We start from the raw sequence: 20,786 nt of genomic DNA, 5'->3' as shown, positions 1-20,786 counted from the left end.
CGGTCAGACCCTCCGGTGGACAAACGCCCCCCGCGCGCCCTAAACTTTGGACCGAGTTCAAGAATTACAACGGAGCCACCGGAGGTCGCATGAGAATACAGCCGTACCGAATTCAGAGGGCCGCCGTCATCGGCGCGGGCGTGATGGGTGCCGCCATCGCCGCCCAGCTCGCCAACGCGGGCATTCCCGTCACGCTGCTCGACATCGTGTTGCCGGACAACCCGGACCGCAATTTCCTCGCCAAGCAGGGGATTCAGCGGGCGCTGAAGGCCAGCCCCGCCGCCTTCATGGACCCGTCGCGGGCCGCCCTCATCACGCCGGGCAACCTCGAAGACGACCTGAAGAAACTCAGGGACGCCGACTGGATTCTTGAGGCGATCATCGAGAAGCTGGACGCCAAGCGGGACCTGTGGGCGCGGGTGGAGGGGGTCGCCAAGAAGACGGCCATCATCTCCTCCAACTCCTCGGGCATTCCCATGCACCTCCAGATCGAGGGCCGGGGCGAGGACTTCCAGCGGCGGTTCGTGGGCGCGCACTTCTTCAACCCGCCGCGCTACCTGCACCTCCTCGAAGTGATCCCCACGCCGAAGACCGATCCCGAGGTGCTGAGGACCTTCTCCGAGTTCGCGGACCACACCCTCGGCAAGGGCGTGGTCGTCGCCAACGACGTGCCCGGCTTCGTCGCCAACCGCATCGGCGTCTACGGGATCATCCGCGCGATGAAGCATATGGAGCGCGCGGGCCTGACGCCGGACGAGGTGGATGGGCTCACCGGCCCCGCCCTGGGCCGCGCCAAGAGTGCGACCTTCCGCACCGCCGACCTGAGCGGGCTGGACATCATCTCCCACGTCGCGGGCGACCTCGGGAAAGCCACGCCGGAGGACGAGGATTTCAGCCTCACCGACACCTTCCGAAAGCTGGTGGAGGAGAAGAAGTGGCTCGGGGACAAGACGGGCAGCGGCTTTTACAAGAAGACGAAGGACGAGCGCGGCAAGACGAAGATTCTGAGCCTCAACCTCGACACCCTGGAGTACGAGGACCGGGGCAAGGTCAGCGTGCCCGCCGTGGAGGCGGTGAAGAGTCAGCCTCTCGCCCAGCGGGTAAAAGCCCTCTACACCGCCGAGGGCAAGGAGGGCGACTTCCTGCGCGGCGTGATGAACGACGGCTTCTGGTACGCGGCGAAGATGGCCGGGCATGTCAGCGACCGTCTTCAGGACATCGACAACGCCCTGAAGTGGGGCTTCGGCTGGGAGGAAGGCCCCTTCGAGACGATGGACACGCTGGGCGTTCAAACCGTCATCGCCAATCTGGAAGCGGAGGGCCGTACCCTCCCACCCCTCCTGCAAGCCGTGAAGGACTCGGGCCGCGAGCGGTTCTACATGGGCGAGGAGACGGTCACGCCGAGCGGTGAGCCGACGAAGTACGAGGCCCCCTACTTCATCCTGACCGACCTGAAAAAGGACGCGACGAAGGTCATCAAGAAGCGGGCGGGCGCGAGCGTCGTGGATATGGGCGATGGCGTTCTGCTCGTCGAGTGGCACGCGAAGATGAATGCGCTCGGCGAAGACCAGCTCCGTGCCGTGCAGGACGCGCACAAGCTCGTGGGGGAGATGGGCTACGCTGGCCTCGTCCTCGGCAACCAGGGTGAGAACTTCAGCGCGGGGGCGAACCTGCCGCTGGTGCTCGCGCAGGCTCAGGCCGAGGAGTGGGACGAGCTGGACGACCAGATCAAGCAGTTCCAGCAGGTCACGACCTCCATGCGCTTCAGCCCCCACCCGACCGTGGCGGCCCCCTTCGGCCTGGCGCTCGGCGGCGGGTGCGAGTTCTCCATCCACGCCGATCACATCGTCGCCAGCGCGGAGACGTACATGGGGCTGGTGGAAGTGGGCGTCGGCCTGATCCCCGGCGGCGGCGGCACGAAGGAGATGCTGCTGCGCTTCACGGACCAACTGCAACCGGGCCAACCTCTCCTGCCCGCCGTTCAACGTGCGTTCGAACTCATCGGCACGGCGAAGGTCAGCACCTCGGCCCTCGAAGCCCGCAAGCTCGGCTTCCTGCGCGACCACGACACCGTGGCGATGAACAAGAACCGCATTCTGGAGGAGGCCAAGCGGCAGGTCCTCGCCCTCGCGCCCGGCTACGTGCAGCCCACGCCCCGGCAGGACATCCCCGTGATGGGTGACGCCGCCATCGCCGCCGTCAAGCTCGCCCTCTACGGGATGACCGAGGGTGGCTACGCGACCAAGTACGACGCCGAGGTGGGCAAGCAACTCGCCCGCGTCCTCTCCGGCGGGGTCGGCAACAACCGGAACGCGAAGGTCAGCGAACAGCACCTCCTCGACCTCGAACGAGAGGCGTTCCTCACCCTGCTGGGCAAGAAGGGCACGCAGGACCGGATTGCCCACATGCTCAAGACGGGCAAGCCGCTGAGGAACTGAGCGTGAGCGAGCGCCCCCCCCTCCTCGACCGTCTGCGGCACGTCCGCAAGCGCCGCGTCGCCACCTGGGCTGCCCTGGGTTACGTCGCCTTGCTGGGGGTGGCGACGCTGGTCGGTGCCGACATCACCCTGCGGTCCAAGACGCGGTGGGTGAAGGGAGCGTTCGTTCCGGTGGGGCGGCGGAGCAATTCGGTCTACCTGCCTGCCTCGCCGGAGACGCTCTCACGTGGGGTCGTCGGCATCGTGCCGCTGCGGCCCAACCAGGGGCACGCCATCCTGGGACCTGCGAAGATCGCGGGAACGCTCGTGCGGCGCGAGGTTCAGGACGAACGCGGCGTGTTGCCCAACGGGGCGCTCGCCTGGGTCTCCACCTTCGTCTACAACGGCACCCCGGCGCAACTCGGCGTGGAGTACGAGAACACCATCGTTTCCACGCCGTTGGGTGATATGCCAGCGTGGCATATCCCACCTGTCTCCGGCGAGCGGGACGCCATCGTGATCGTCGTCCACGGGCACGGCGGGCAGCGGTCGCAGGCGTTGCGGATGCTTCCGGCGCTGCGGCGCACGGGCACCGGCTCGCTGTTCGTCACCTTCCGCAATGCCCACGGTGCCCCGCGCTCCGAGAAGGGCTTCCACACCCTGGGCGACGAGGAGGCCGAGGACGTGCTGGCGGCCCTGGACTGGGCGCAGGAGGCGGGCTACCGGCGGGCGGTGCTGTACGGTTTCAGCATGGGCGGCAACATCGTCCTGAGCGTGCTGCGGCCCAGGCACGAGCCGTTCCCCATTCCCGTCCTCGGCGTCATGCTCGACTGCCCGGTCCTCGACTGGCGCGCGACCATCCGCTGGCAGGGGCAGCGGTACGGCCTGCCGCCCTTCGTGGCGGGGCATGTGGCGACCCTCGTGCAGCGCCTCGTCACCCGCCGCTCCGGGCAGGACTTCGACGCGGTGGACCAGATCAGGGCTGCCCCCAACTTCAAGCTTCCCATCCTCCTGTGGCACGGCACCCGCGACCGCACCATTCCGGTGGGGCAGGCGGACGCCCTCGCCGCCGCCCGCCCCGATCTGGTGGAGTACCACCGGGTCGAGGGAGCCAAGCACATCCGCTGCTGGAACATTGACACGGCGGGGTATGACGCGGCGTTGGAGGCGTTCGTGGCGCGGGTGTTGGGGGAGGAGGATAACAGTTGAGTAAAGGTGAAGAGCTTATCTTTGACAGAATGGCATTATTCCACCGCAAATTCTACAGCAGTGATGTGCCGCAGCTTTTGAGTGAGGTTGAAGTTGAATCATACGGCATTAAAAATTCTTTTCATCGTGACGATCAAACAGCGTATGCAGGAGCCAGAGTCGAATTACACATCGGTCGTGAGGGGGAATCTTGGTACAAAGTTTTGGTTTGGGGCCTATCTATCAACATATACAAAGATGTAAAGCGATTCAACCTGAAGCAACCCCAAATACAATCTCGACTAAGCGTGTCTGCCGAGAACATACTATCCTCTATGGACGTAGGTTTATCTAATTTTCCTCAGTTCCGTCATATTCTGCGTTTCCCAAAATTCTATTTTCAGGACGTAGAAGACATAGAAACCTTTTCATATTCAGTGGATATACTGCTCGACTCTCTGTTAAAAGACATGAAGGAAAGCTGTTCCAAGGAAAGGCTACAAGAAATTCACCGTGAAATTCTAGACCAACCGCGATACATCCAACCGAAGTCTCAAAAGGAGAACTCCAATGCGTGATGCTGTCATCGTTTCCGCCGTTCGTACCCCCGTGGGACGCGGCGTCAAAGGCACCCTCGCTAACACCCGCCCCGACGACCTCGCCGCCCTGGTGCTGTCCGAGGCGGTCAAGCGCGCGGGCGTGGACCCCTCCATCGTGGAGGACGTGTACATGGGCTGTGCCATCCCCGAGGCCGAGCAGGGCCTGAACGTGGCGCGCATGGCCGCGCTGCGGGCCGGGATGCCCGACTCCGTGGGCGGCGTGACGGTCAACCGCTTCTGCTCCAGCGGCCTCCAGACCATCGCCATGGCGGCGGCGGCGATTCAGACCGGACAGGCGGACGTGATGCTCGCCGGGGGCGTGGAGAGCATGAGCATGGTGCCCATGACCGGCCACAACCCCAGCCCCAACCCCGACCTCGTGGACGAGCGCCCCGGTGCGTACATCGGCATGGGCCTGACCGCCGAGAACGTGGCCGCCAAGTACGGGGTGAGCCGCGAGGACCAGGACGCCTTCGCCCTTCGCAGCCACCAGCGCGCGGCGGCGGCGCAGGACTCGGGCCGGTTCGACGCCGAGATCATTGCCGTGCCCGTGCAGGTGGATAAGGTGAAGGGCACGAAGGTCACGAGCACGACCGTCCCCTTCGACAAGGACGAGCTGATCCGCCGCGACGCGAACCTCGCGGACATGGCGAAGGTGCGCCCGGCCTTCAAGGCGACCGGCTCGGTGAGCGCCGCTAACTCCAGCCCCTTCAGCGACGGGGCCGCCGCCGTCCTCGTGATGAGCGGCGAGAAGGCGCAGGAACTCGGCGTGAAGCCGCTGGCGAAGTTCCTCGGCTTCGCGGTGGCGGGCGTGGAGCCGGAACTCATGGGCATCGGCCCCGTGCGTGCCGTGCCGAAGGTGCTGGCGCAGACGGGCCTGACCCTGGACGACATCGACCTGATCGAGCTGAACGAGGCGTTCGCGGCCCAGAGCCTCGCCGTGGCCCGCGAACTGGGCTTCGACGAGGAGAAGATGAACGTGAACGGCGGGGCCATCGCCCTCGGGCACCCGCTGGGCTGCTCGGGCGCGAAGCTCACGACGACCGCGATCTACGAGCTGCGGCGGCGGGGCGGCGGCAAGGCCCTCATTACCATGTGCATCGGCGGCGGCATGGGCGCGGCGGGCGTGATCGAGGTCTACCCGGAGGAGCAGGGGGCGCAGGCGGCGGACTGAAGCCAGAAGCACGACGTAGGGACGTGGTGGGGGAGACTCCACCCGTCCCTTTTCTTTGTTGCCGCCTGCGCTACCCTGCCCCCCATGCCTGCCGCCGCTCTCCCTCAACGCCCACGCCTGCGCCTGCGCGTGACGGCGGCGGCGGAGTCGCACCTGCGGGCCGGGCACCCGTGGCTCTACGAATCCAGCGTGCGCGAGCAGAACCGCGAGGGCGAGGCCGGGGAACTCGCCGTGGTGTACGACCGCCGCGACCGCTTCCTCGCCGTCGGCCTGTACGACCCGTCCTCGCCGTTGCGGCTGCGGGTGCTGCACGCGGGGTCGCCCGTCACCGTGGACCGGGCGTGGTGGGCGGCCCGGCTGGACGCGGCGTTGCTGAGGCGAGCGCCCCTCTTCGGCCCGGACACCGACGGCTACCGGGTGCTGAACGGCGAGTCGGACGGCTTTCCCGGCGCGGTGGTGGACCGTTACGCGGAGACGTTGGTGCTGAAACTGTATACGGCGGCGTGGTTCCCGCACCTGCCGCTCTTGCTGGAGTTGCTGGGGGAACGCTTTCACGGCTTCCGGGTGGTCCTGCGCCTCAGCCGCAACATTCAGGGGGCGGCGGAAGAAGTGGGCTTGTCCGACGGTCTGACGCTCGTAGGTACGCAGCCGGACGACCCGGTGATCTTCCACGAGTCCGGCCTGCGCTTCGAGGCGGACGTGGTGCGCGGGCAGAAGACGGGTTTCTTCCTCGATCAGCGCGAGAACCGCCGCCGGGTGGGGGAGATGAGCCGGGGGCGGCGGGTGCTGAACGCCTTCTCGTTTTCCGGGGGCTTCTCGCTGTACGCGGCGCGCGGTGGGGCGAGCGAGGTCGTGAGCCTCGACATCAGCGCCCACGCCCTGCGGAGTGCGGAGCGCAATTTTGCCCTCAATCCTGAGCTGACTGCCCGACACGAGACCGTCCAGGCCGACGTGTTCGAGTGGCTTTCTCAGACACGGCGCGACTTCGATCTCATCGTTCTCGATCCCCCGTCCCTGGCGCGGCGGGAGTCGGAGCGGGCGGGGGCCATCCGCGCCTACGGCAAGCTCGCGTCGGATGGTCTGCGCCGCCTCGCACCGGGGGGCATCCTCGTCAACGCGTCGTGTTCCGCCCACGTCAGCGCGGATGAGTTCTGGGACGTGGTGCGAGGGGCGGCGGACCGCTCGGGCCGGGGGTGGCGCGAACTGGGCACGAGCCGCCACGCGCCCGATCACCGGGCGACCTTCCCGGAGGCGGAGTACCTCAAGGCGATTTTCCTGCAATTGGACGCTTGACCCATCCGCCAAGCCCGGCCATTCCTCTACCCAACTCCCTTTTGTCCTGTGAGCCTCCACCTATCCTGTCGGGCATGAGGGTCCGCCCGTGAACAACGAGATTCCCGTGTCCGCGCTCGGACCACAGGGCGAGGTGATGGCGCACGCGGTCGATGCCTGCGTCCACTGCGGCTTCTGCCTGCCCGCCTGCCCGACCTACACGATCCTTGGCGACGAGATGGACAGCCCGCGCGGGCGCATCGTCCTGATGAAGGAGGTGTTGGAGGGCGAATTGCCGCTGGCCGACGCCGCCCCTCACCTCGACCGCTGCCTCGGCTGTCAGGCGTGCGTCACCGCCTGCCCCAGCGGTGTGCCCTACGGCGAACTCATCACGAGCTTTCGCGGTTGGAGCGAGCCACAGCGGGAGCGGTCTGCGTTCGACCGTGCCAAGCGGGCCGCCATCCTCAAAATCCTCCCCGCCCCGAAGGTCTTCAGCGTCGCCGCGAGGGTCGGCCAGTACGCCAAGCCGCTCGCCCCCCTCCTGCCCGCCGCCCTCCGCGCCCCGATGGACCTGCTGCCGGAAAGGGTTCCAGCCATGCAGCCCAGCGCGAGGGTGACGCCCGCGAAGGGCAAGAAACGGGGCCGCGTCGCCTTCCTCGTCGGCTGCGCGCAACAGGCCCTCACGCCGAACTTCAACGCTGCGACCCTGCGCGTCCTCGCTCGCAACGGCATCGAGGTCGTCATCCCGGAGGGGCAGGGCTGCTGTGGGGCCGCCGCCCTCCACACGGGCGCACGGGACGAGGCGCTGCGGCTGGTGCGCCGGAACCTAGACGCCTTCGATCCTGACGAGTACGACGCCATCCTCTCCAATGCGGCGGGCTGCGGGGCGGGTCTCAAGGAGTACCCGGTCGTGTTGCACGGCCTGCCGGACGAGGAGCGGGCGCGGGCCTTTTCCGCGAAGGTGCAGGACATCTCCGAGTACCTGAACGGGCTGCTCCAGAGTGGGGACCTCGAACGGCCCATGCCCACCTCCCGCCACCTCACCGTCGCCTACCACGACGCCTGCCACCTCGCCCACGCGCAGGGCGTCCGCGCCGCGCCCCGCCAGTTGTTGAAGGCCATCCCCGGCGTCACGGTCGCTGAAATCCCGGAGGGCGACCTGTGCTGCGGCTCGGCAGGCACCTACAACCTCGAACAGCCCGAACTGGCGAACCAGCTTGGAATCCGCAAGGCAGGGCACATCCTCTCCACCACGCCCGACCTCATCGCTAGCGGAAATATCGGCTGCCACACCCAGATTCAGAGCCACGTGCGGCGGCAGGGAAGCCGGGTGCCGGTGATGCACACCGTCGAGGTACTGGATTTGGCGTACCGGGGGGAGCTGTGACTCGCTGCGCTCGGGGTCTAACGGTCGAACGGTCTAACTGTCTAAAAGAGACTGCGGCTCGGCCCGTTAGACCTTTAGACGGTTGGACGGTTGGACCGCCTGAAAGGCACGCATGACCCCCGAAAAAGTTGCCCTCAGCCCCGGTTCCCCTGCCCCTAAGCCCCGCTCGAACGGGACGCCGGACAATAGGCTGGCCGCCGAGCTGACTCGCGCGCTCGGCCCGAAGAAGGTGCTGTCTGCTCGCTCTGAGCGGTTGAACTACCGTTACGACGCCATCCAGTTCGGGGAGACGCCGCTGGCCGTCGTGCTGCCGGAGACGACGGCGGACGTGGTGACGGCGGTGCGGGCGGCGCGGGCGGCAGGCGTACCTATCGTGGGGCGTGGCGCGGCGAGCGGGCTGAGCGGCGGGGCGGCCCCGTTGCGCGAGTCGCTGGTCATCTCCTTTACCCGCATGACCCGGCTGGAGGTCTTCCCCGAGCGGCGCGAGGCGCGGGCGCAGGCGGGCGTGGTCACGCTGGCGGTGACGGAAAAGGCGAGGCCCCACGGCCTGATCTACCCCCCCGACCCGGCGAGCTTCCGCACGAGCACCATCGGCGGCAACCTCGGCGAGAATGCGGGCGGGCCGATGTGCTTCAAGTACGGCGTGACGGGCGACTACGTGAAGGGGTTGGAGTTCGTGGACGCGGAGGGCGAGGTCCATCGGCTGACCCGCGATGCCTACGACCTCGCCGGGCTGCTCATTGGCTCGGAGGGAACGCTGGGCCTGATTACCGAGGCGACCCTGCGCCTCACCCTGCCGCCGAAGCACACTCGCACCCTGATGGCGAGCTTCCCGGAGGTGGGCGAGGCCGCCGAGGCCGTCAGCGCCGCCATCGCCGCCGGGGCCGTGCCGAGCAAGCTGGAGTTCATGGACACCGCCTGCACGAACGCGGTGGAGGATTACCTCGCCGTCGGTCTGCCGCGTGAGGCGGGCGCGGTCCTGCTCGTGGACACCGACGGCGACGATCTGGAGACGGTAGAGGAGGAGCGCGCGCTCGTGGAGGCCGCCTGCCTGAACGCCGGGGGAACGGTGCGCCGCGCGGGAAGCGACGCCGAGAGCGCCGCGCTCTGGCAGGCCCGCCGCAGCGTGTCACCCGCTCTGGGCCGCATTCGCCCCCAGCGCATGAACGAGGACATCGTGGTGCCGCGTTCCGTCCTCCCCGACGTGGTGCGCGAGATTCGCGCGCTCGGGGATGCCTCGGGGCTGCCCCTCGTCCAGTTCGGCCACATCGGGGACGGCAACCTCCACCCCAACATCCTCTTCGACCCACGCCGCGAGGATGTCCACGCCGTTCACGACCTCGCCCACCAGATCGCCCTCGTCGCCATCCGTCACGGTGGCGTCCTCAGCGGCGAACACGGCATCGGTACCATGAAGCGTCCCTTCATGCGCGAGGCGGTGGACCCGGTGACGCTCGGTGCCCTGTGGAGCGTCAAACGCGCCCTCGACCCGTCCGAAGCTCTCAACCCCGGCAAGATTCTGCCCGACGAGGACGAGGCCCATGCCCATCCTTGACCTTTCCCCCGGCGACCAGACGGTGACGGTGAGCGGAGACGTCGGACTAGTGGAAGTCTACGCAGCGTTGCCACCCGGCCTCTTCCCGCCCTTCCCGCGCGTGGAGTTGCCCGGCGGCGTGGGCGGACTCGTCTCGCGCGGGGGCTTCGGGCAAACTTTCTTCTTCGGGGCGGAGGTGCTGGGCGTGACCTTCCGCTCCCCCTCGGGCCGCGTGGTGCGGGCGGGTGGGCGCACCGTGAAGAACGTGCAGGGCTACGACCTGACCCGCCCCTTCGTCGGCTCCTTCGGCGCGCTGGGCGAGGCGTTGGAGGTCACGCTGCGGCTGAGACCCGGCCTGAATGTGCGACACGTCGCGGCTCCCGGCAGTCTCGCCACACTTGGGGACGTGAGCGCCCGCTTCGCCTGGCAGGACGGTGGGGAGGTCCACCTGATGCACTTCGGCCACGCCCGCGAGGTGGACTGTGCCCTGAGCGTCCTGCCCGCCGCCCGCGAGGTGACGGAGGCGCTGGATCTCCGCCCCCGCTTTCCCGACGGGCTAGGGGTGGGTGAGGGTGCCGACCTGCGCGACCGCCGCTTCGGCTGGGTGAATAGCGGGGCCGCTCCACCCATGCCCGCCCTGTTCGGGAAATTGGCGACGGCGCTGTAAACCACTTACCGGCGGCGTTCGTCCCGCCTGCGGACGCGGGCCACGACGACTGCCCACAGAGCGATCAGTACGGCGGCGAGGCCCATCGTGCGGGCGGAAGTGGCGTCGTCAGAGGGGGCGGGAGGTCGAACACGGGTCCGGTCCGGGGATGGCATGGCGGCTCCTGAGTCCTGAGAGGACTTGACCACAGCATAGGTCCGCCGATGCTGAGACCTGACGAGTTTGAGGGCAAGAGCCGAGAGGCCAAGTCCCCCCGCCCCTCCTGGCGACTGGCTGCTGGCGACTGGCGACTCTCCCCCGACCGCTCCTCTACGCTGTGGACCATGACCAACATCGGACCGGGGCCGGGCCGGGCGAGGCAGACGCGGGTGTACGTGCGAGGTCTAGGCGGTGAGCGCCCACGTGTGCCTGTCGCGCCGCAAGCGTTGGAGCGGGGAGCTCGTACCAAGCTCAGTGCTCCCGACTTCGCCTATCTCGCAGGCGGGGCGGGCAGCGAGCGGACGATGGGCGCGAACCTCGCCGCCTTCGAGCGGGTGCGACTCGTGCCCCGTGTGCTGAGCGGCACCCGCGAACGTGATCTGAGCGTGGACCTGCTCGGCCTGCGCCTGCCCACGCCTCTCCTCCTCGCGCCCATCGGGGTGCTGGAGTGCGCCCACCCGCAGGCAGACCTCGCCGTGGCCCGCGCTGCCGCTGCCCAGGGGGTGCCCTTCGTCTTCTCCTCGCAGGCGTCCGTGCCGATGGAAGCTTGCGTGCGGGCGATGGGCGACTCCCCCCGCCTCTTCCAGCTCTACTGGGGCACCGACGACGAGGTGACGCGCTCCTTCGTGCGCCGGGCGGAGGCGTGTGGGGCGCGGGCCATCGTCCTCACGCTGGACACGACGCTGCTGGGATGGCGACCGCGTGACCTCGACCTCGGCCACCTGCCCTTCCTGCATGGGCGCGGCCTCGCCCAGTACCTCAGCGATCCGGTGTTCCGCTCGCGCTTATCGGAGACGCTTCCCACGCCCGCCGTCCAGCCGCCGCGCACGCCCGCCCTCATTCGCGCCGGAGTTGAACTGGCCGCGAAGGGCCGCGCGTTCGGCCTGAGCGTGGGGCAGATGCGCGCCGCCGCCGCCCGCTTCACCGCCACCTACACCCGCCCCGACCTCGGCTGGGACGACGTGAGCCGCCTGCGCGAGTGGACGGGCCTGCCCATTCTCCTCAAGGGCATCCTCCACCCCGACGACGCACGGGAGGCCGTTCGGCGCGGCGTGGACGGCCTGATTGTGAGCAACCACGGTGGACGACAGATCGACGGGGAGGTGGCGGCCCTCGACGCCCTGCCCGGCGTGGTCGCGGCGGCGGGGGACCTCCCGGTTCTCTTCGACAGCGGCATCCGCACCGGCTCGGACGTGGCGAAGGCGCTCGCGCTGGGGGCGCGGGCCGTGCTGCTGGGGCGGCCCTACGCCTACGGTCTCGCGCTGGCGGGGGAGGCAGGTGTCCGCGAGGTCATTCAAAACGTGCTGGCCGAGTTCGACCTCACCCTCGGTTTGCTCGGCGTGCGGGCGGCCCGCGATCTTGGACCGGGGCACCTCGTCCCGCACTGACCCATACAAAACTCTGACCCGGCGGCGTATTCTGGGGGGCGTGCCTAAACATCTTCCCCTGATGGCCGCCCTGCTATTGGGCAGCACTCTTTCCGGTTGGGCGGGAGCGCAGACCGTCGAACTGCGAATCCTGGAGACCACCGACCTCCACACCAACGCGCTGGGCTACGACTACTACCAGGACAAACCCACCGGGGAGGCCGGGCTGGAGTACACCGCCTCGCTGATCAAGGCGGCCCGCGACGAGAAGCGCAACACGCTGCTCTACGACAACGGCGACCTGATCCAGGGCAACCCCCTCGGCGACTTCGTGGCGCGGGTGCAGCCCCTGAAGGCCGGTCAGCTCCACCCCATGCACGCGGCGATGCGCGTCCTGCGCTACGACGCGGGCAACCTCGGCAACCACGAGTTCAACTACGGACTGCCCTTCATCCAGCAGGTCGTGGCCGCCGCGCCCATGCCCTACGTGAGCGCGAACGCCTACAAGGACGACGGCACGGGCAAGCCCGGCGAGAACGCCTTCACCCCCTACCTGATCCAGCGCAAGGTCGTGTACGACGCCGAGGGCCGCCCCTACGTCCTGAACGTCGGCGTGATCGGCTTCCTGCCGCCGCAGATCGTGAACTGGGACAAGTCGCACCTTGAGGGCAAGATCGTCACCACCGACATCGTGGAGGCCGCCCGCAAGTTCGTGCCGCAGATGAAGGCGCAGGGCGCGGATATCGTCGTCGCCATCGCCCACAGCGGCATCACCGCCGATTACCAGCCCGGCCAGGAGAACGTCGCCGCCGAGCTGACGAAGGTGGAGGGGCTGGACGTGGTGCTCAGCGGCCACAGCCACCAGGCGTTCCCCGGCCCAGTGTACCAGAGCATCCCCGGTGCCGATCTCACGAAGGGCACCATCAACGGCAAGCCGGTCGTGATGGCGGGCTTCTGGGGCAGCGACCTCGGCATCGTGGACCTGAAACTGAATTACGACCGCGCCGCCCAGAAGTGGGCCATCGCCGACAGCCAGGCGAGCCTGCGCCCCATCTGGGACAAGACGGCGAAGAAGAGCCTCGTCACGCCCGAGCCGCGCATCGCTGCCGCCGTTCGGCAGGCGCACGAGGGCACCCTCGCCTACGTGCGCGGCAAGGTGGCCGACCTCACGGCCCCCATCACCTCCTACTGGGCGCTCGTGCAGGACGACCCCAGCGTCCAGCTCGTGAGCAACGCCCAAACCGCTTACGTGAAGGCCGCGCTCGCCAGCACCCAGTACAAGGACCTGCCGATCCTCTCCGCCGCCGCGCCCTTCAAGGCCGGGGGCCGGGGCGGGGTGAGCTACTACACCGACATCCCCGCCGGAACGCTCGCCATCAAGAACGTCGCCGACCTGTACGTGTACCCCAACACGGTGCAGGCCGTCCTCGTGAACGGCGCGGGCGTGCAGGAGTGGCTGGAGCGCAGCGCCGGACAGTTCAAGCAGATCGACCCGAGCAAGACCGAAGCCCAGGCCCTCGTGGACGACAGCTTCCCCACCTACAACTTCGACGTGCTGGACGGCGTGACCTACGAGATCGACGTGACCCAGCCCTCGCGCTACAACAGCCAGGGCGAGGTCGTGAACGAGGGTGCCCGCCGCATCAAGAACCTCCAGTATGGGGGCAAGCCCATCGACCCGGCCCAGCAGTTCGTGATCGCCACCAACAACTACCGCGCCTCGGGCGGCGGCTCCTTCCCCGGCCTGAAGGGGCAGAACATCGTCCTCCAGGCTCCCGACGAGACCCGTGAGGCGCTGGTGCGCTTCTTCAACGAGCAGAAGACGGTGAACCCCACCGCCGACGGCAACTGGAAGCTCACGCCCATCCCCGGCGCGACCCTGCTTTACGTCAGCAGCCCCAACGCGCAGAAGTCGCTGCCCGCCGGGGCGACGCTCCTGCGGACGCGCGAGGACGGCTTCGCGGAGTACACGATCAAGTTCTGATCCTGGCGGCGAGCAAGGAGGGAAGCGACGTCACGTCGCTTCCCTCCTGCTGTTTTGTACACTCACAAAGAGGCAGACAGGCTCTTCATCGATTTGAAGCTTGTCTGCCTTAAGAGCAATCCTTATTCCTCGTTGCGAATGACGTTGATGTACGGACCTGCCACCGTGGTGACGATGCCTGTGGTCATGTCCTCGACTAACCAGTTGACGTGGTACGCCCCCGGATTGGCGAAGGTCTGGCTAACGGCAACGCTTGAAGTTGCGTTGGCATTGAATGCCATTCCGATCTGCTCACCATCTTTGTAGACGAGGGCAGCTACCCGACTGCGGTTGGTGATGCCGCTCAGAGTCCACTCTCCACTGGTGTAGTTCAGCTTGCCGACCGTGGTGATCGGTGTGGAGGGGAAGGGCGAGGCGGTTGTGCTGTACAACACGCGAGCCGCCCGAGTTTGGCTACGGTTGATAGTAATAGGAATACACTGGATGTTGCGGTTACCTTCAGTGTCCACTGTAGTGACACGCAAGTCATACCGCTGGTTGATCTTATTGTCCGGCACGTAGGCCGAGCCGTCGATGTCAAGGTTGGGGAGCGAGGGATTCCCGAACAAGATGGGCTTCTCGTATCCCAGATTGAGCATCAGGACGTCCACGGCGGTGCTTCCTGCAGCGGGTTGGCTTTCCAGACATTGAAGCGTGCCGTTTAAGGACAGCGGCTTGGTGGCATCGAATGGCCCCACAACACGCGCTTCCACGACGGACACCCCGGTATTGTCACTGACGCCGATCAATATTCCGGATTCGCTGTCCATTTGGGCGGGCGTCCGGTTCTCCGTAATGGCCGGGAAGCGGATCGTCGCCGCCGGAGGCAACACGCTGGTTGTGTTGGAAGTGAAGCGGCTACTTGTCTCCAGCGCGCGGGTAATATTCGCGCCCGCTGGGTCCACTGCCACCGTGGTTCGGGTGCGGATGGTGTACGTATCGGCGGGCAGTCCCGCCATGTCGAACTGGGTGTTGCAGGTGAGAGAGTCTGTGTCGCCCGTGCAGACGCTGGCCTCGGTGATGTCGATGGTCTGTTGCAGCACCACCACACCCCGGTAGTCGAGGATATCCACTTGAATGGTTCGCGGATTGACTGTGTAGTCGGCGCTGCGCTTGGTCAAGGTGACTCGCACCGGCACAAGAGGCGTGGTGACGGTGGCACCGTCCGACGGGGAAGCGACGGAGAGGTTCGGGCTGGTCAGGTTCTGAACCTGCACGGCCTTCTCGATGCTGACGCCGCGCAGGTTCGACTTCGTGTAGGCGATGACCTGAAGTTTGAGACTCCCGTTGGCGAATTTGGTGGTGTCCACGCTGAAAGTCGCGCGGGCTTGCGTCGTGGTGTAAGTCGTGTTGTCGATGACGCCGTTGGAATCGGTGATCTGGAGGACGATGCGGTCGGCTTCGCTGTTCGCATCGAAGTTCCCCGAAACGTTCACGCTCATGTTGCCGGAGAACGGGCCATTGCCCACGACTTGAAGGACGGGCGCGGGTGCCGCCTCGACTGGCGTGGTCTCGCCCCCCTCCCCGGTCGTGCTGCTGCTCACGCTCAACGCAAAGTTCACCGCATTTGCCGCCCCGTTGAACGTCACCGTCACCGGAAGGTTCTTGGCGCTGGGGTTGGCGGCGTACACGCTGGCGAAGAGGGTGCTGTCCTTGAGGCTGGCCGTGAGGCTCCGCGCGCCGAAGGTCGTGCCGCTGACGTTGTAATCGCAGGCGGCGGAGGGGTCGGTGGCGGCGGCGGTGCAGGTCAATCCGGCGGGCAGACTGACGGCGGGGATGGCGACGGTGGCCTTCTGGTCCGCGCCCGTGCCCCAGGCGACGGTGGCGCTCGTGACCGAGGTGGGCTTGGCCCCCGCCGGGTTGGTGAAGGTGTAGGCCGTGCTCGCGTCGGACGTGCCGTCGGCTCCGAGCGTGACGGCGCTGGCGCTGGCGCTGACCACGACGTTGTTGCCGGTGTCACTCTGGATGGTGCCACAGGCTGCGAGGGCCAGGGCGAGGGTCAGCGGGGTCAGTCTCTTCATTCGGCGGGGTCCTCCGGTTCGGCGCGGCTGAGGTCGGGGTTGAGGACGTAAAAGGCGAGGCGTTTCATGCCCGCCAGGAAGTCCACGTTCTCCACAATCACACCACGCCACTCATCACTGATTTCTTGCAAACCGGAGCGTTCCACCGTGCGCGGCTGAAGGACCACCGGGGCGAAGTTCAGAATGCCGCGCACCCCCGCCTCCGCGAGACTCTGTGCGGCGTCCTGCGCGCGCCCCTGCGGCACGGCCAGGAAGCCCATGTCCACCCGCGTGCCCCGCACGAAGCCCGGCAACTCGTCGGTGTGCCGCACCGTCAGGCCGCGCACGCTCTGGCCGACGAGGGCCGGGTTCACGTCGAAGAGACCGACGTACTGAAACTGATAGTCGCTCGCGCCGGGATAGTTGGCGATGGCCTGTCCGAGACGGCCCACCCCCACGATCACCACGTTCCAGGTCTGGTTCAGGCCCAGCACGCGCAGCAGCTCCCGCCGCAGGATGGGCACGGTGTAGCCCATGCCGCGCGTGCCGAAGCGTCCGAAGTACGCTAGGTCCTTGCGGACCTGAAAGGCCGTCACCCCGGCGCGTTCCGCGAGGTCGGAGCTGCTCGTGCGGCCCACGTCCTGCGCCTCCAGCCCCTCCAGAATGCGGAGGTAGGTGACGAGGCGGCTGATCGTGGCCGTGGGGATGCCCGTCACGCCTCACCGCACCCGGAAGAACTCGAGACCGCCCGCCGCGAGGTCCGTCTCGGCCCGCGTGAGGGCGTTGCCGCTGAAGGGGCCGATCAGGACGGTCACTTTGCGGCCATCGGGGGCGCTCACCGTCGGGGCGTAGCCCTCTCCCCTCAGCCGCGCGACGAGGGTCTGCGCGCTCTCCGCCTGATCGAAGGCCCCCACCTGAAGGTAGACCGGGCTGCTCGGTGCGGCGGGAGTCGTTGCGGGCGTGGGAGTGGGGGTGGCGGCCTGGGGACGTGGCTGCGGCTGCGGCGCGGCGCTGGGAGTGGCAGCGGGGGGAGTGGTGGCGGGTCCAGTGGCCGGGGCAGGAACAGGTTCAGGGGGTTCGGGCGTCACGGCGGCGGGTGTCGAGGGGGCAGGTGCGGAGGGCGTGACCCGGTTCGAGTCGGGAACGGGAGTGGGCGCGGGTTCCGGTGCCGGGGTGGGCGCGTTCTCGGTCACGGTCCCACCTCTCAGGTTGCGGCCACGGGGCGGGTAGATCACCGCGCCGGGGTAGGCCCGCTGGATGTCGGCCAGAGCACGCCGGGCGCTCGCCTCGTCCGCGAAGGGGCCGACCTGCGCCACGACCTGACTCCCGAGGTCGATGGGGTAGACGGTGTAGCCCAACTCACGCACGCCCTCGGTCAGGCGCTCGGCGGTGCGCGTCGTGGCGAAGGACCCCAGGCTCACGCGGTAGTCGCTCCGCAGGGGCGTGCGCCGCTCGCTCGTGGCGACCGCACCCCCCGCGCGGGGCGGGGCAGCCGTCGCCGCCGTGGAGGGCTGGGCCGGGGTAGGTTCCTCCGCCGTGGGCGGTACGGTGATCGTCGTCTCGCCCGCCTCGGAGGGGGTCGTCGGCGTGGACGCGACGGGATCGGCGGGCACCACGGGAATCTCGGCTGTGGGCGTGTCCTGCGGGGTGCTGGGAGGGATGTCCGTGCTCGGCTCGGTGGTCGGTTCCTCGGTTGCCGGGGCGTCGGAAGCGTCCGCCGTGGGAGACTCGCTCGTTCCGGTCGCGGTCTCGTCCGTTTCCGAGGAGGCGGTATCAGCCGTCTCAGACGAAGTTTCCCCCTCCTCACCGGAGGCGAGGGGGGGCGTGGTGGTCCCGGCGCTGGTTTCGTCCGGTGGGTCGTCCGTGCCGGGGGCGCTGGGGATGGTGATTGTTTCTGTCGGTGGCTCGGCGACGGAATCGGTGTCGGTGGCCCCGGTGGTTGGAGTGTCGGCGGTCGGGGTGACGGGCGGCGTCTGCGCGACGGGCTGGGCGCGTTGGCCGATCAGGAGGGCGGCGAATCCCCCGAGCAGCAGCAGCACAAGGAGGCCGATCAACAGGTCGGGCCAGCGGCGGGCCTTGCCGGGGCGGGTCATTTCAGTGCCCCCTGCGCCTTGCTGCTCCCGAGGTTGGCGGCGGTCTTCAGCGAGAGCCGGGCGTCCGCCTCACGGGTCTGGGCGCGCTGGGCGAGGCCGAGGAGATACCACGCCTCGGGGTCCTTCGGACGCTCGCTCACGAGGCCGCGCAGCACCGCCTCGGCCTCCGGGTAGCGGGCGGCGGCGAGCAGCGACGAGGCGAGGTTCTGCCGCGCGGTGGGAGTGGGATCGAGCTTCACGCTCTCGCCGAGCGCGGTGGCGGCCCCCGCGTAGTCCTTCAGCGCGTAGGCGCTCAGGCCCAGCCACAGATAGGTCTCGGCGTTCGGCACGCGGGCGGCGCTGGAGCGCAGGGCGGCGCGGGCGGGGCCGTACTGCCCCTGGCGGTACGCGGCAACTCCCTGAACGAACTGCGCGCGGGCGAGGGTGGCGGCGTCGGGCGTCAGGCGCAGGGCGGAGGCGGCGTCGCGGGCGGCCCCGGCGGTCTGCCCCAGCGAGAGCCGCACGGCGGCCAGCCCGGCACGGTACGAGGCGCTACGCGGGGCGAGGAGAACGGCTCCCTGGTAGGCAGCGAGCGCCCCGGTCCGGTCGCCCCGCATCACCCGCAGTTCGGCGAGGCGGGCGAAGGCTGGAGCGTTCCGGGGGTCGGCGCGGGTGGCCTCCTGCGCGGCGAGCACGGCCCCCCGCAGGTCCCCAGTCGAGGCGAGAATGTCCGCCTTGCGGAGCAGCAATCGGGCACGGTCGGCCCCGTCTTTGATTCGACCGACCACCGCGTCGAGTTCGCGCACCGCCCGGCTGCCGAGGCCCTGCGCCACGTAGATGTCGGCGACGAGGAGTGCGGCGTCCACGTGGCCGGGCTGGCGCTGGAGCACCGCGTAGGCCCCCGGCAGCGCCAGCGCCCCCTGCCCCGCGAGCGTGCGGGCCTGTGCCAGCCGGAACCCCGCCTCCACGTCGTTCGGATCGAGCGCCACGGCCTCGGCGAGGGTCGCGCTCAGGCCCGCGAAGTCCCCGGCGCGGGTCTGCTCGGCGGCGAGGGCCTCCAGCACCTGCCGCTGGGGGGCAGCATCCGCCTTGCCGCGTGCCAGCGTCGCGGCCTCGGCGTAGAACTTCAGGGCGTCGGCGTGGCGGCCCTCGCGGGTGGCGATCACGCCGAGGTTGTACGGCCCCTCGTATCGCTCGGGGGCCAGCGCCGTCAGTTGCGTGAACTCGAAGGCCGCGCCCTTCAGGTCGCCCTGCGCGAACAGGGTCAGCCCCAGCCCGAAGTGAGGCTCCGGCTGCGCGTAATTCTGTGAGATCAGCCGCTCGAAAAGGGGGCGGGCCTGCCCGAACTTCCCGGCACGCAACGCCGATTGCGCCTGCCCCAGCGTGGCGAGCTGCGCCGGGGTGAAGGGGGTGACGGGCACGGCGGGCTTGGCGGGGGCCGTCGGGTCCGCCGGGGTCGGGACGGCGGGCACGCCCGGCACGCGGGGAACGGCGGGGGGGGGCATTTGGTTCAGCGTGTTCTGCACGAAGAGGGCCGCCGAGGTGTCGAGCAGCGTCTGCGCCGAGGCGACGGGGGCGGCGGCCAGCAGCAGGCTGAGCAGCACCTTGGGGTTGGGTTGAGTCACCGGGGGCCTCCTGAACGGGGAACGGGGGAATCGTAGCGGTCCGGCTCTTTCTGAACCCTTACTTCCCAAGCGGGGTCGTGTGGGTGCCGCCATTGTCCCACGGTCCAGTCGAACTCGTGCTGAGGGGCGGGCCGGAGGGGGCAGGCGTAACCGCATACCTCGTCAAGAAAACATGCCCACCGAGTACGGCAGGCACGTCGAAAGGGGAGACGTGTGGGGTTACGCCGGAACCGCCCCCGCCACCGCGCCGGGCCGCTTGAGCGCGAGCTGCCCGCACGCCGCCCCGGCATCCTTGCCCCGAGAGCGCCGCACGCTCACGTCCACGCCGCGCGCCTCCAGCGTGTCGTAGAACGCCTGAATCTGCGTTTCATCGCTCGACTCGAAGCCCGAGCCGTCCCACGGATTCATCGGGATGAGGTTGACATGGCTCACCAATCCTTCCAGCAGGTCGGCGAGCAATTCCGCCTGCCACAGCCCGTCGTTCACCCCGCGCAGCATCGCGTACTCCAGCGTCACGCGGCGGCCCGTCACCGCCTGGTACTCGCGGGCGGCGGCCATGATCTCGGGGATGGAGTTGGCCGCCCCCGTCGGAATAATGCGCTGGCGCGTCTCCTCGTCGGGCGCGTGCAGGCTGATCGCCAGCTTGAGGCCGAGGTCGTCCTCCCGCGCGAGCCTGCGGATGCCGTTCGCCAGCCCCACGGTCGAGAGCGTCACCCGCCGCTTGCTCATGCCGAGCGCCTGGGGGTGCAGCAGGATGCGCGCCGCCGTCATCGTGTTCGCGTAGTTCAGCAGCGGCTCGCCCATGCCCATGAAGACGAGGTTCCGCAACTCGCGCGGCGCAATGCCCTCGCCGCCCGCCACCGCCAGCACCTGCCCGACGATCTCGCCCGGCGTGAGGTTGCGCCCGAAGCCCATCGCCCCCGTCGCGCAGAAGGCGCACCTGGCGGGGCAGCCCACCATCGTCGAGACGCAGATCGTCTTGCGGTCGAGGTAGGGCATGTAGACGGCCTCCATCTGCCGCCCGTCGTGCAGCGTGAAGAGGTACTTCACCGAGCCGTCCGCGCTGCGAACCGTCTCGATGTCCTTAAACGGGTTGAGGTGGAACTGGGCGCTCAGGTCGGTGCGGGCCTCGGCGGGCAGGTTCGTCATCGCCTCGAAGGTCCCTACCCCCTGCACGAAGACCCACTCCAGCAGTTGCCGCCGCCGGAAGCCCTCCAGCGGGTACGCGTCGGGGTGAAGGTCGAGGAGAAGCTGCATCAGGAGA

The 20,786-nt window shown here is 68.5% G+C and carries 16 protein-coding genes; 10 read left to right on the top strand and 6 right to left on the bottom strand.

What is annotated here, in order from left to right; genetic code table 11:
* Positions 1-89: 89 nt before the first annotated feature.
* The 8 genes from V3W47_RS15440 (at position 90) to V3W47_RS15405 (ending at position 10,237) form a co-directional block, all read left to right on the top strand.
* Positions 90-2,438: a 3-hydroxyacyl-CoA dehydrogenase/enoyl-CoA hydratase family protein gene (locus V3W47_RS15440; RefSeq protein ID WP_331826113.1), complete on the top strand. Its 2,349-nt coding sequence runs from the start codon at positions 90-92 to the stop codon at positions 2,436-2,438.
* A gap of 2 nt (positions 2,439-2,440) precedes the next feature.
* Positions 2,441-3,625 carry an alpha/beta hydrolase family protein gene (locus V3W47_RS15435; RefSeq protein ID WP_331826112.1) on the top strand — a complete coding sequence of 395 codons (1,185 nt, stop codon included), beginning with the start codon at positions 2,441-2,443 and terminating at the stop codon, positions 3,623-3,625.
* On the top strand, positions 3,622-4,182 hold the full coding sequence (locus V3W47_RS15430) for a hypothetical protein (RefSeq protein ID WP_331826111.1): 561 nt from the start codon (positions 3,622-3,624) through the stop codon (positions 4,180-4,182). The genes V3W47_RS15435 and V3W47_RS15430 overlap by 4 nt, the downstream gene beginning before the upstream one ends.
* Complete coding sequence (locus V3W47_RS15425; protein WP_331826110.1) at positions 4,175-5,377, top strand: thiolase family protein; 1,203 nt, start codon at positions 4,175-4,177, stop codon at positions 5,375-5,377. Before V3W47_RS15430 ends, V3W47_RS15425 begins: the two co-directional genes overlap by 8 nt.
* A gap of 84 nt (positions 5,378-5,461) precedes the next feature.
* Complete coding sequence (locus V3W47_RS15420) at positions 5,462-6,670, top strand: 23S rRNA (cytosine(2499)-C(5))-methyltransferase (protein ID WP_331826109.1); 1,209 nt, start codon at positions 5,462-5,464, stop codon at positions 6,668-6,670.
* An 88-nt stretch (positions 6,671-6,758) separates the two neighbouring features.
* Positions 6,759-8,036 (top strand): glycolate oxidase subunit GlcF, encoded by a 1,278-nt coding sequence (gene glcF / locus V3W47_RS15415; RefSeq protein WP_331826108.1) that lies wholly within the window; start codon positions 6,759-6,761, stop codon positions 8,034-8,036.
* A gap of 112 nt (positions 8,037-8,148) precedes the next feature.
* Positions 8,149-9,591, top strand: coding sequence for an FAD-binding oxidoreductase (locus V3W47_RS15410; RefSeq protein WP_331826107.1), 1,443 nt, complete (start codon positions 8,149-8,151; stop codon positions 9,589-9,591).
* Positions 9,578-10,237 (top strand): DUF5639 domain-containing protein, encoded by a 660-nt coding sequence (locus V3W47_RS15405; protein WP_331826106.1) that lies wholly within the window; start codon positions 9,578-9,580, stop codon positions 10,235-10,237. Before V3W47_RS15410 ends, V3W47_RS15405 begins: the two co-directional genes overlap by 14 nt.
* A gap of 5 nt (positions 10,238-10,242) precedes the next feature.
* On the opposite strand, the gene V3W47_RS15400 is transcribed toward V3W47_RS15405, so the two are convergent.
* Positions 10,243-10,392, bottom strand: coding sequence for a hypothetical protein (locus V3W47_RS15400; RefSeq protein WP_331826105.1), 150 nt, complete (start codon positions 10,390-10,392; stop codon positions 10,243-10,245).
* A 168-nt stretch (positions 10,393-10,560) separates the two neighbouring features.
* On the opposite strand from V3W47_RS15400, the gene V3W47_RS15395 reads away from it, so the two are divergent.
* Positions 10,561-11,823 carry an alpha-hydroxy-acid oxidizing protein gene (locus V3W47_RS15395; protein ID WP_331826104.1) on the top strand — a complete coding sequence of 421 codons (1,263 nt, stop codon included), beginning with the start codon at positions 10,561-10,563 and terminating at the stop codon, positions 11,821-11,823.
* Between the two features lie 61 nt (positions 11,824-11,884).
* Complete coding sequence (gene cpdB / locus V3W47_RS15390) at positions 11,885-13,786, top strand: 2',3'-cyclic-nucleotide 2'-phosphodiesterase (RefSeq protein WP_331826148.1); 1,902 nt, start codon at positions 11,885-11,887, stop codon at positions 13,784-13,786.
* A gap of 122 nt (positions 13,787-13,908) precedes the next feature.
* Here the strand turns inward: cpdB and V3W47_RS15385 are convergent, their stop codons facing one another.
* The 5 genes from V3W47_RS15385 to rlmN form a co-directional block, all read right to left on the bottom strand.
* Positions 13,909-15,846, bottom strand: a complete 1,938-nt coding sequence (locus tag V3W47_RS15385) for a hypothetical protein (RefSeq protein WP_331826103.1) — start codon at positions 15,844-15,846, stop codon at positions 13,909-13,911.
* Positions 15,843-16,541 carry a redox-sensing transcriptional repressor Rex gene (locus tag V3W47_RS15380; RefSeq protein WP_331826102.1) on the bottom strand — a complete coding sequence of 233 codons (699 nt, stop codon included), beginning with the start codon at positions 16,539-16,541 and terminating at the stop codon, positions 15,843-15,845. Before V3W47_RS15380 ends, V3W47_RS15385 begins: the two co-directional genes overlap by 4 nt.
* 3 nt (positions 16,542-16,544) lie before the next feature.
* Positions 16,545-17,918 (bottom strand): SPOR domain-containing protein, encoded by a 1,374-nt coding sequence (locus V3W47_RS15375; protein ID WP_331826101.1) that lies wholly within the window; start codon positions 17,916-17,918, stop codon positions 16,545-16,547.
* Positions 17,915-19,522: a tetratricopeptide repeat protein gene (locus V3W47_RS15370; protein WP_331826100.1), complete on the bottom strand. Its 1,608-nt coding sequence runs from the start codon at positions 19,520-19,522 to the stop codon at positions 17,915-17,917. Before V3W47_RS15370 ends, V3W47_RS15375 begins: the two co-directional genes overlap by 4 nt.
* A gap of 219 nt (positions 19,523-19,741) precedes the next feature.
* Complete coding sequence (gene rlmN / locus V3W47_RS15365; RefSeq protein ID WP_331826099.1) at positions 19,742-20,779, bottom strand: dual-specificity RNA methyltransferase RlmN; 1,038 nt, start codon at positions 20,777-20,779, stop codon at positions 19,742-19,744.
* Positions 20,780-20,786 lie beyond the last annotated feature (7 nt).

Origin of the sequence: Deinococcus sp. YIM 134068 (assembly GCF_036543075.1) — a bacterium.
Lineage (GTDB): Bacteria > Deinococcota > Deinococci > Deinococcales > Deinococcaceae > Deinococcus > Deinococcus lichenicola.
Note: the sequence above shows the minus strand (reverse complement) of the source record. Positions and strands in the feature narration are given on the sequence as shown.

Excerpts from the sequence above, each read along its gene's own strand:
- V3W47_RS15385 (WP_331826103.1), bottom strand. The coding sequence starts at position 15,846 with ATGAAGAGACTGACCCCGCTGACCCTCGCCCTGGCCCTCGCAGCCTGT.
- rlmN (WP_331826099.1), bottom strand. The coding sequence starts at position 20,779 with ATGCAGCTTCTCCTCGACCTTCACCCCGACGCGTACCCGCTGGAGGGC.
- V3W47_RS15400 (WP_331826105.1), bottom strand. The coding sequence starts at position 10,392 with ATGCCATCCCCGGACCGGACCCGTGTTCGACCTCCCGCCCCCTCTGAC.
- V3W47_RS15420 (WP_331826109.1), top strand. The coding sequence starts at position 5,462 with ATGCCTGCCGCCGCTCTCCCTCAACGCCCACGCCTGCGCCTGCGCGTG.
- V3W47_RS15405 (WP_331826106.1), top strand. The coding sequence starts at position 9,578 with ATGCCCATCCTTGACCTTTCCCCCGGCGACCAGACGGTGACGGTGAGC.
- V3W47_RS15375 (WP_331826101.1), bottom strand. The coding sequence starts at position 17,918 with ATGACCCGCCCCGGCAAGGCCCGCCGCTGGCCCGACCTGTTGATCGGC.
- V3W47_RS15410 (WP_331826107.1), top strand. The coding sequence starts at position 8,149 with ATGACCCCCGAAAAAGTTGCCCTCAGCCCCGGTTCCCCTGCCCCTAAG.
- V3W47_RS15440 (WP_331826113.1), top strand. The coding sequence starts at position 90 with ATGAGAATACAGCCGTACCGAATTCAGAGGGCCGCCGTCATCGGCGCG.
- V3W47_RS15395 (WP_331826104.1), top strand. The coding sequence starts at position 10,561 with ATGACCAACATCGGACCGGGGCCGGGCCGGGCGAGGCAGACGCGGGTG.
- cpdB (WP_331826148.1), top strand. The coding sequence starts at position 11,885 with ATGGCCGCCCTGCTATTGGGCAGCACTCTTTCCGGTTGGGCGGGAGCG.
- V3W47_RS15425 (WP_331826110.1), top strand. The coding sequence starts at position 4,175 with ATGCGTGATGCTGTCATCGTTTCCGCCGTTCGTACCCCCGTGGGACGC.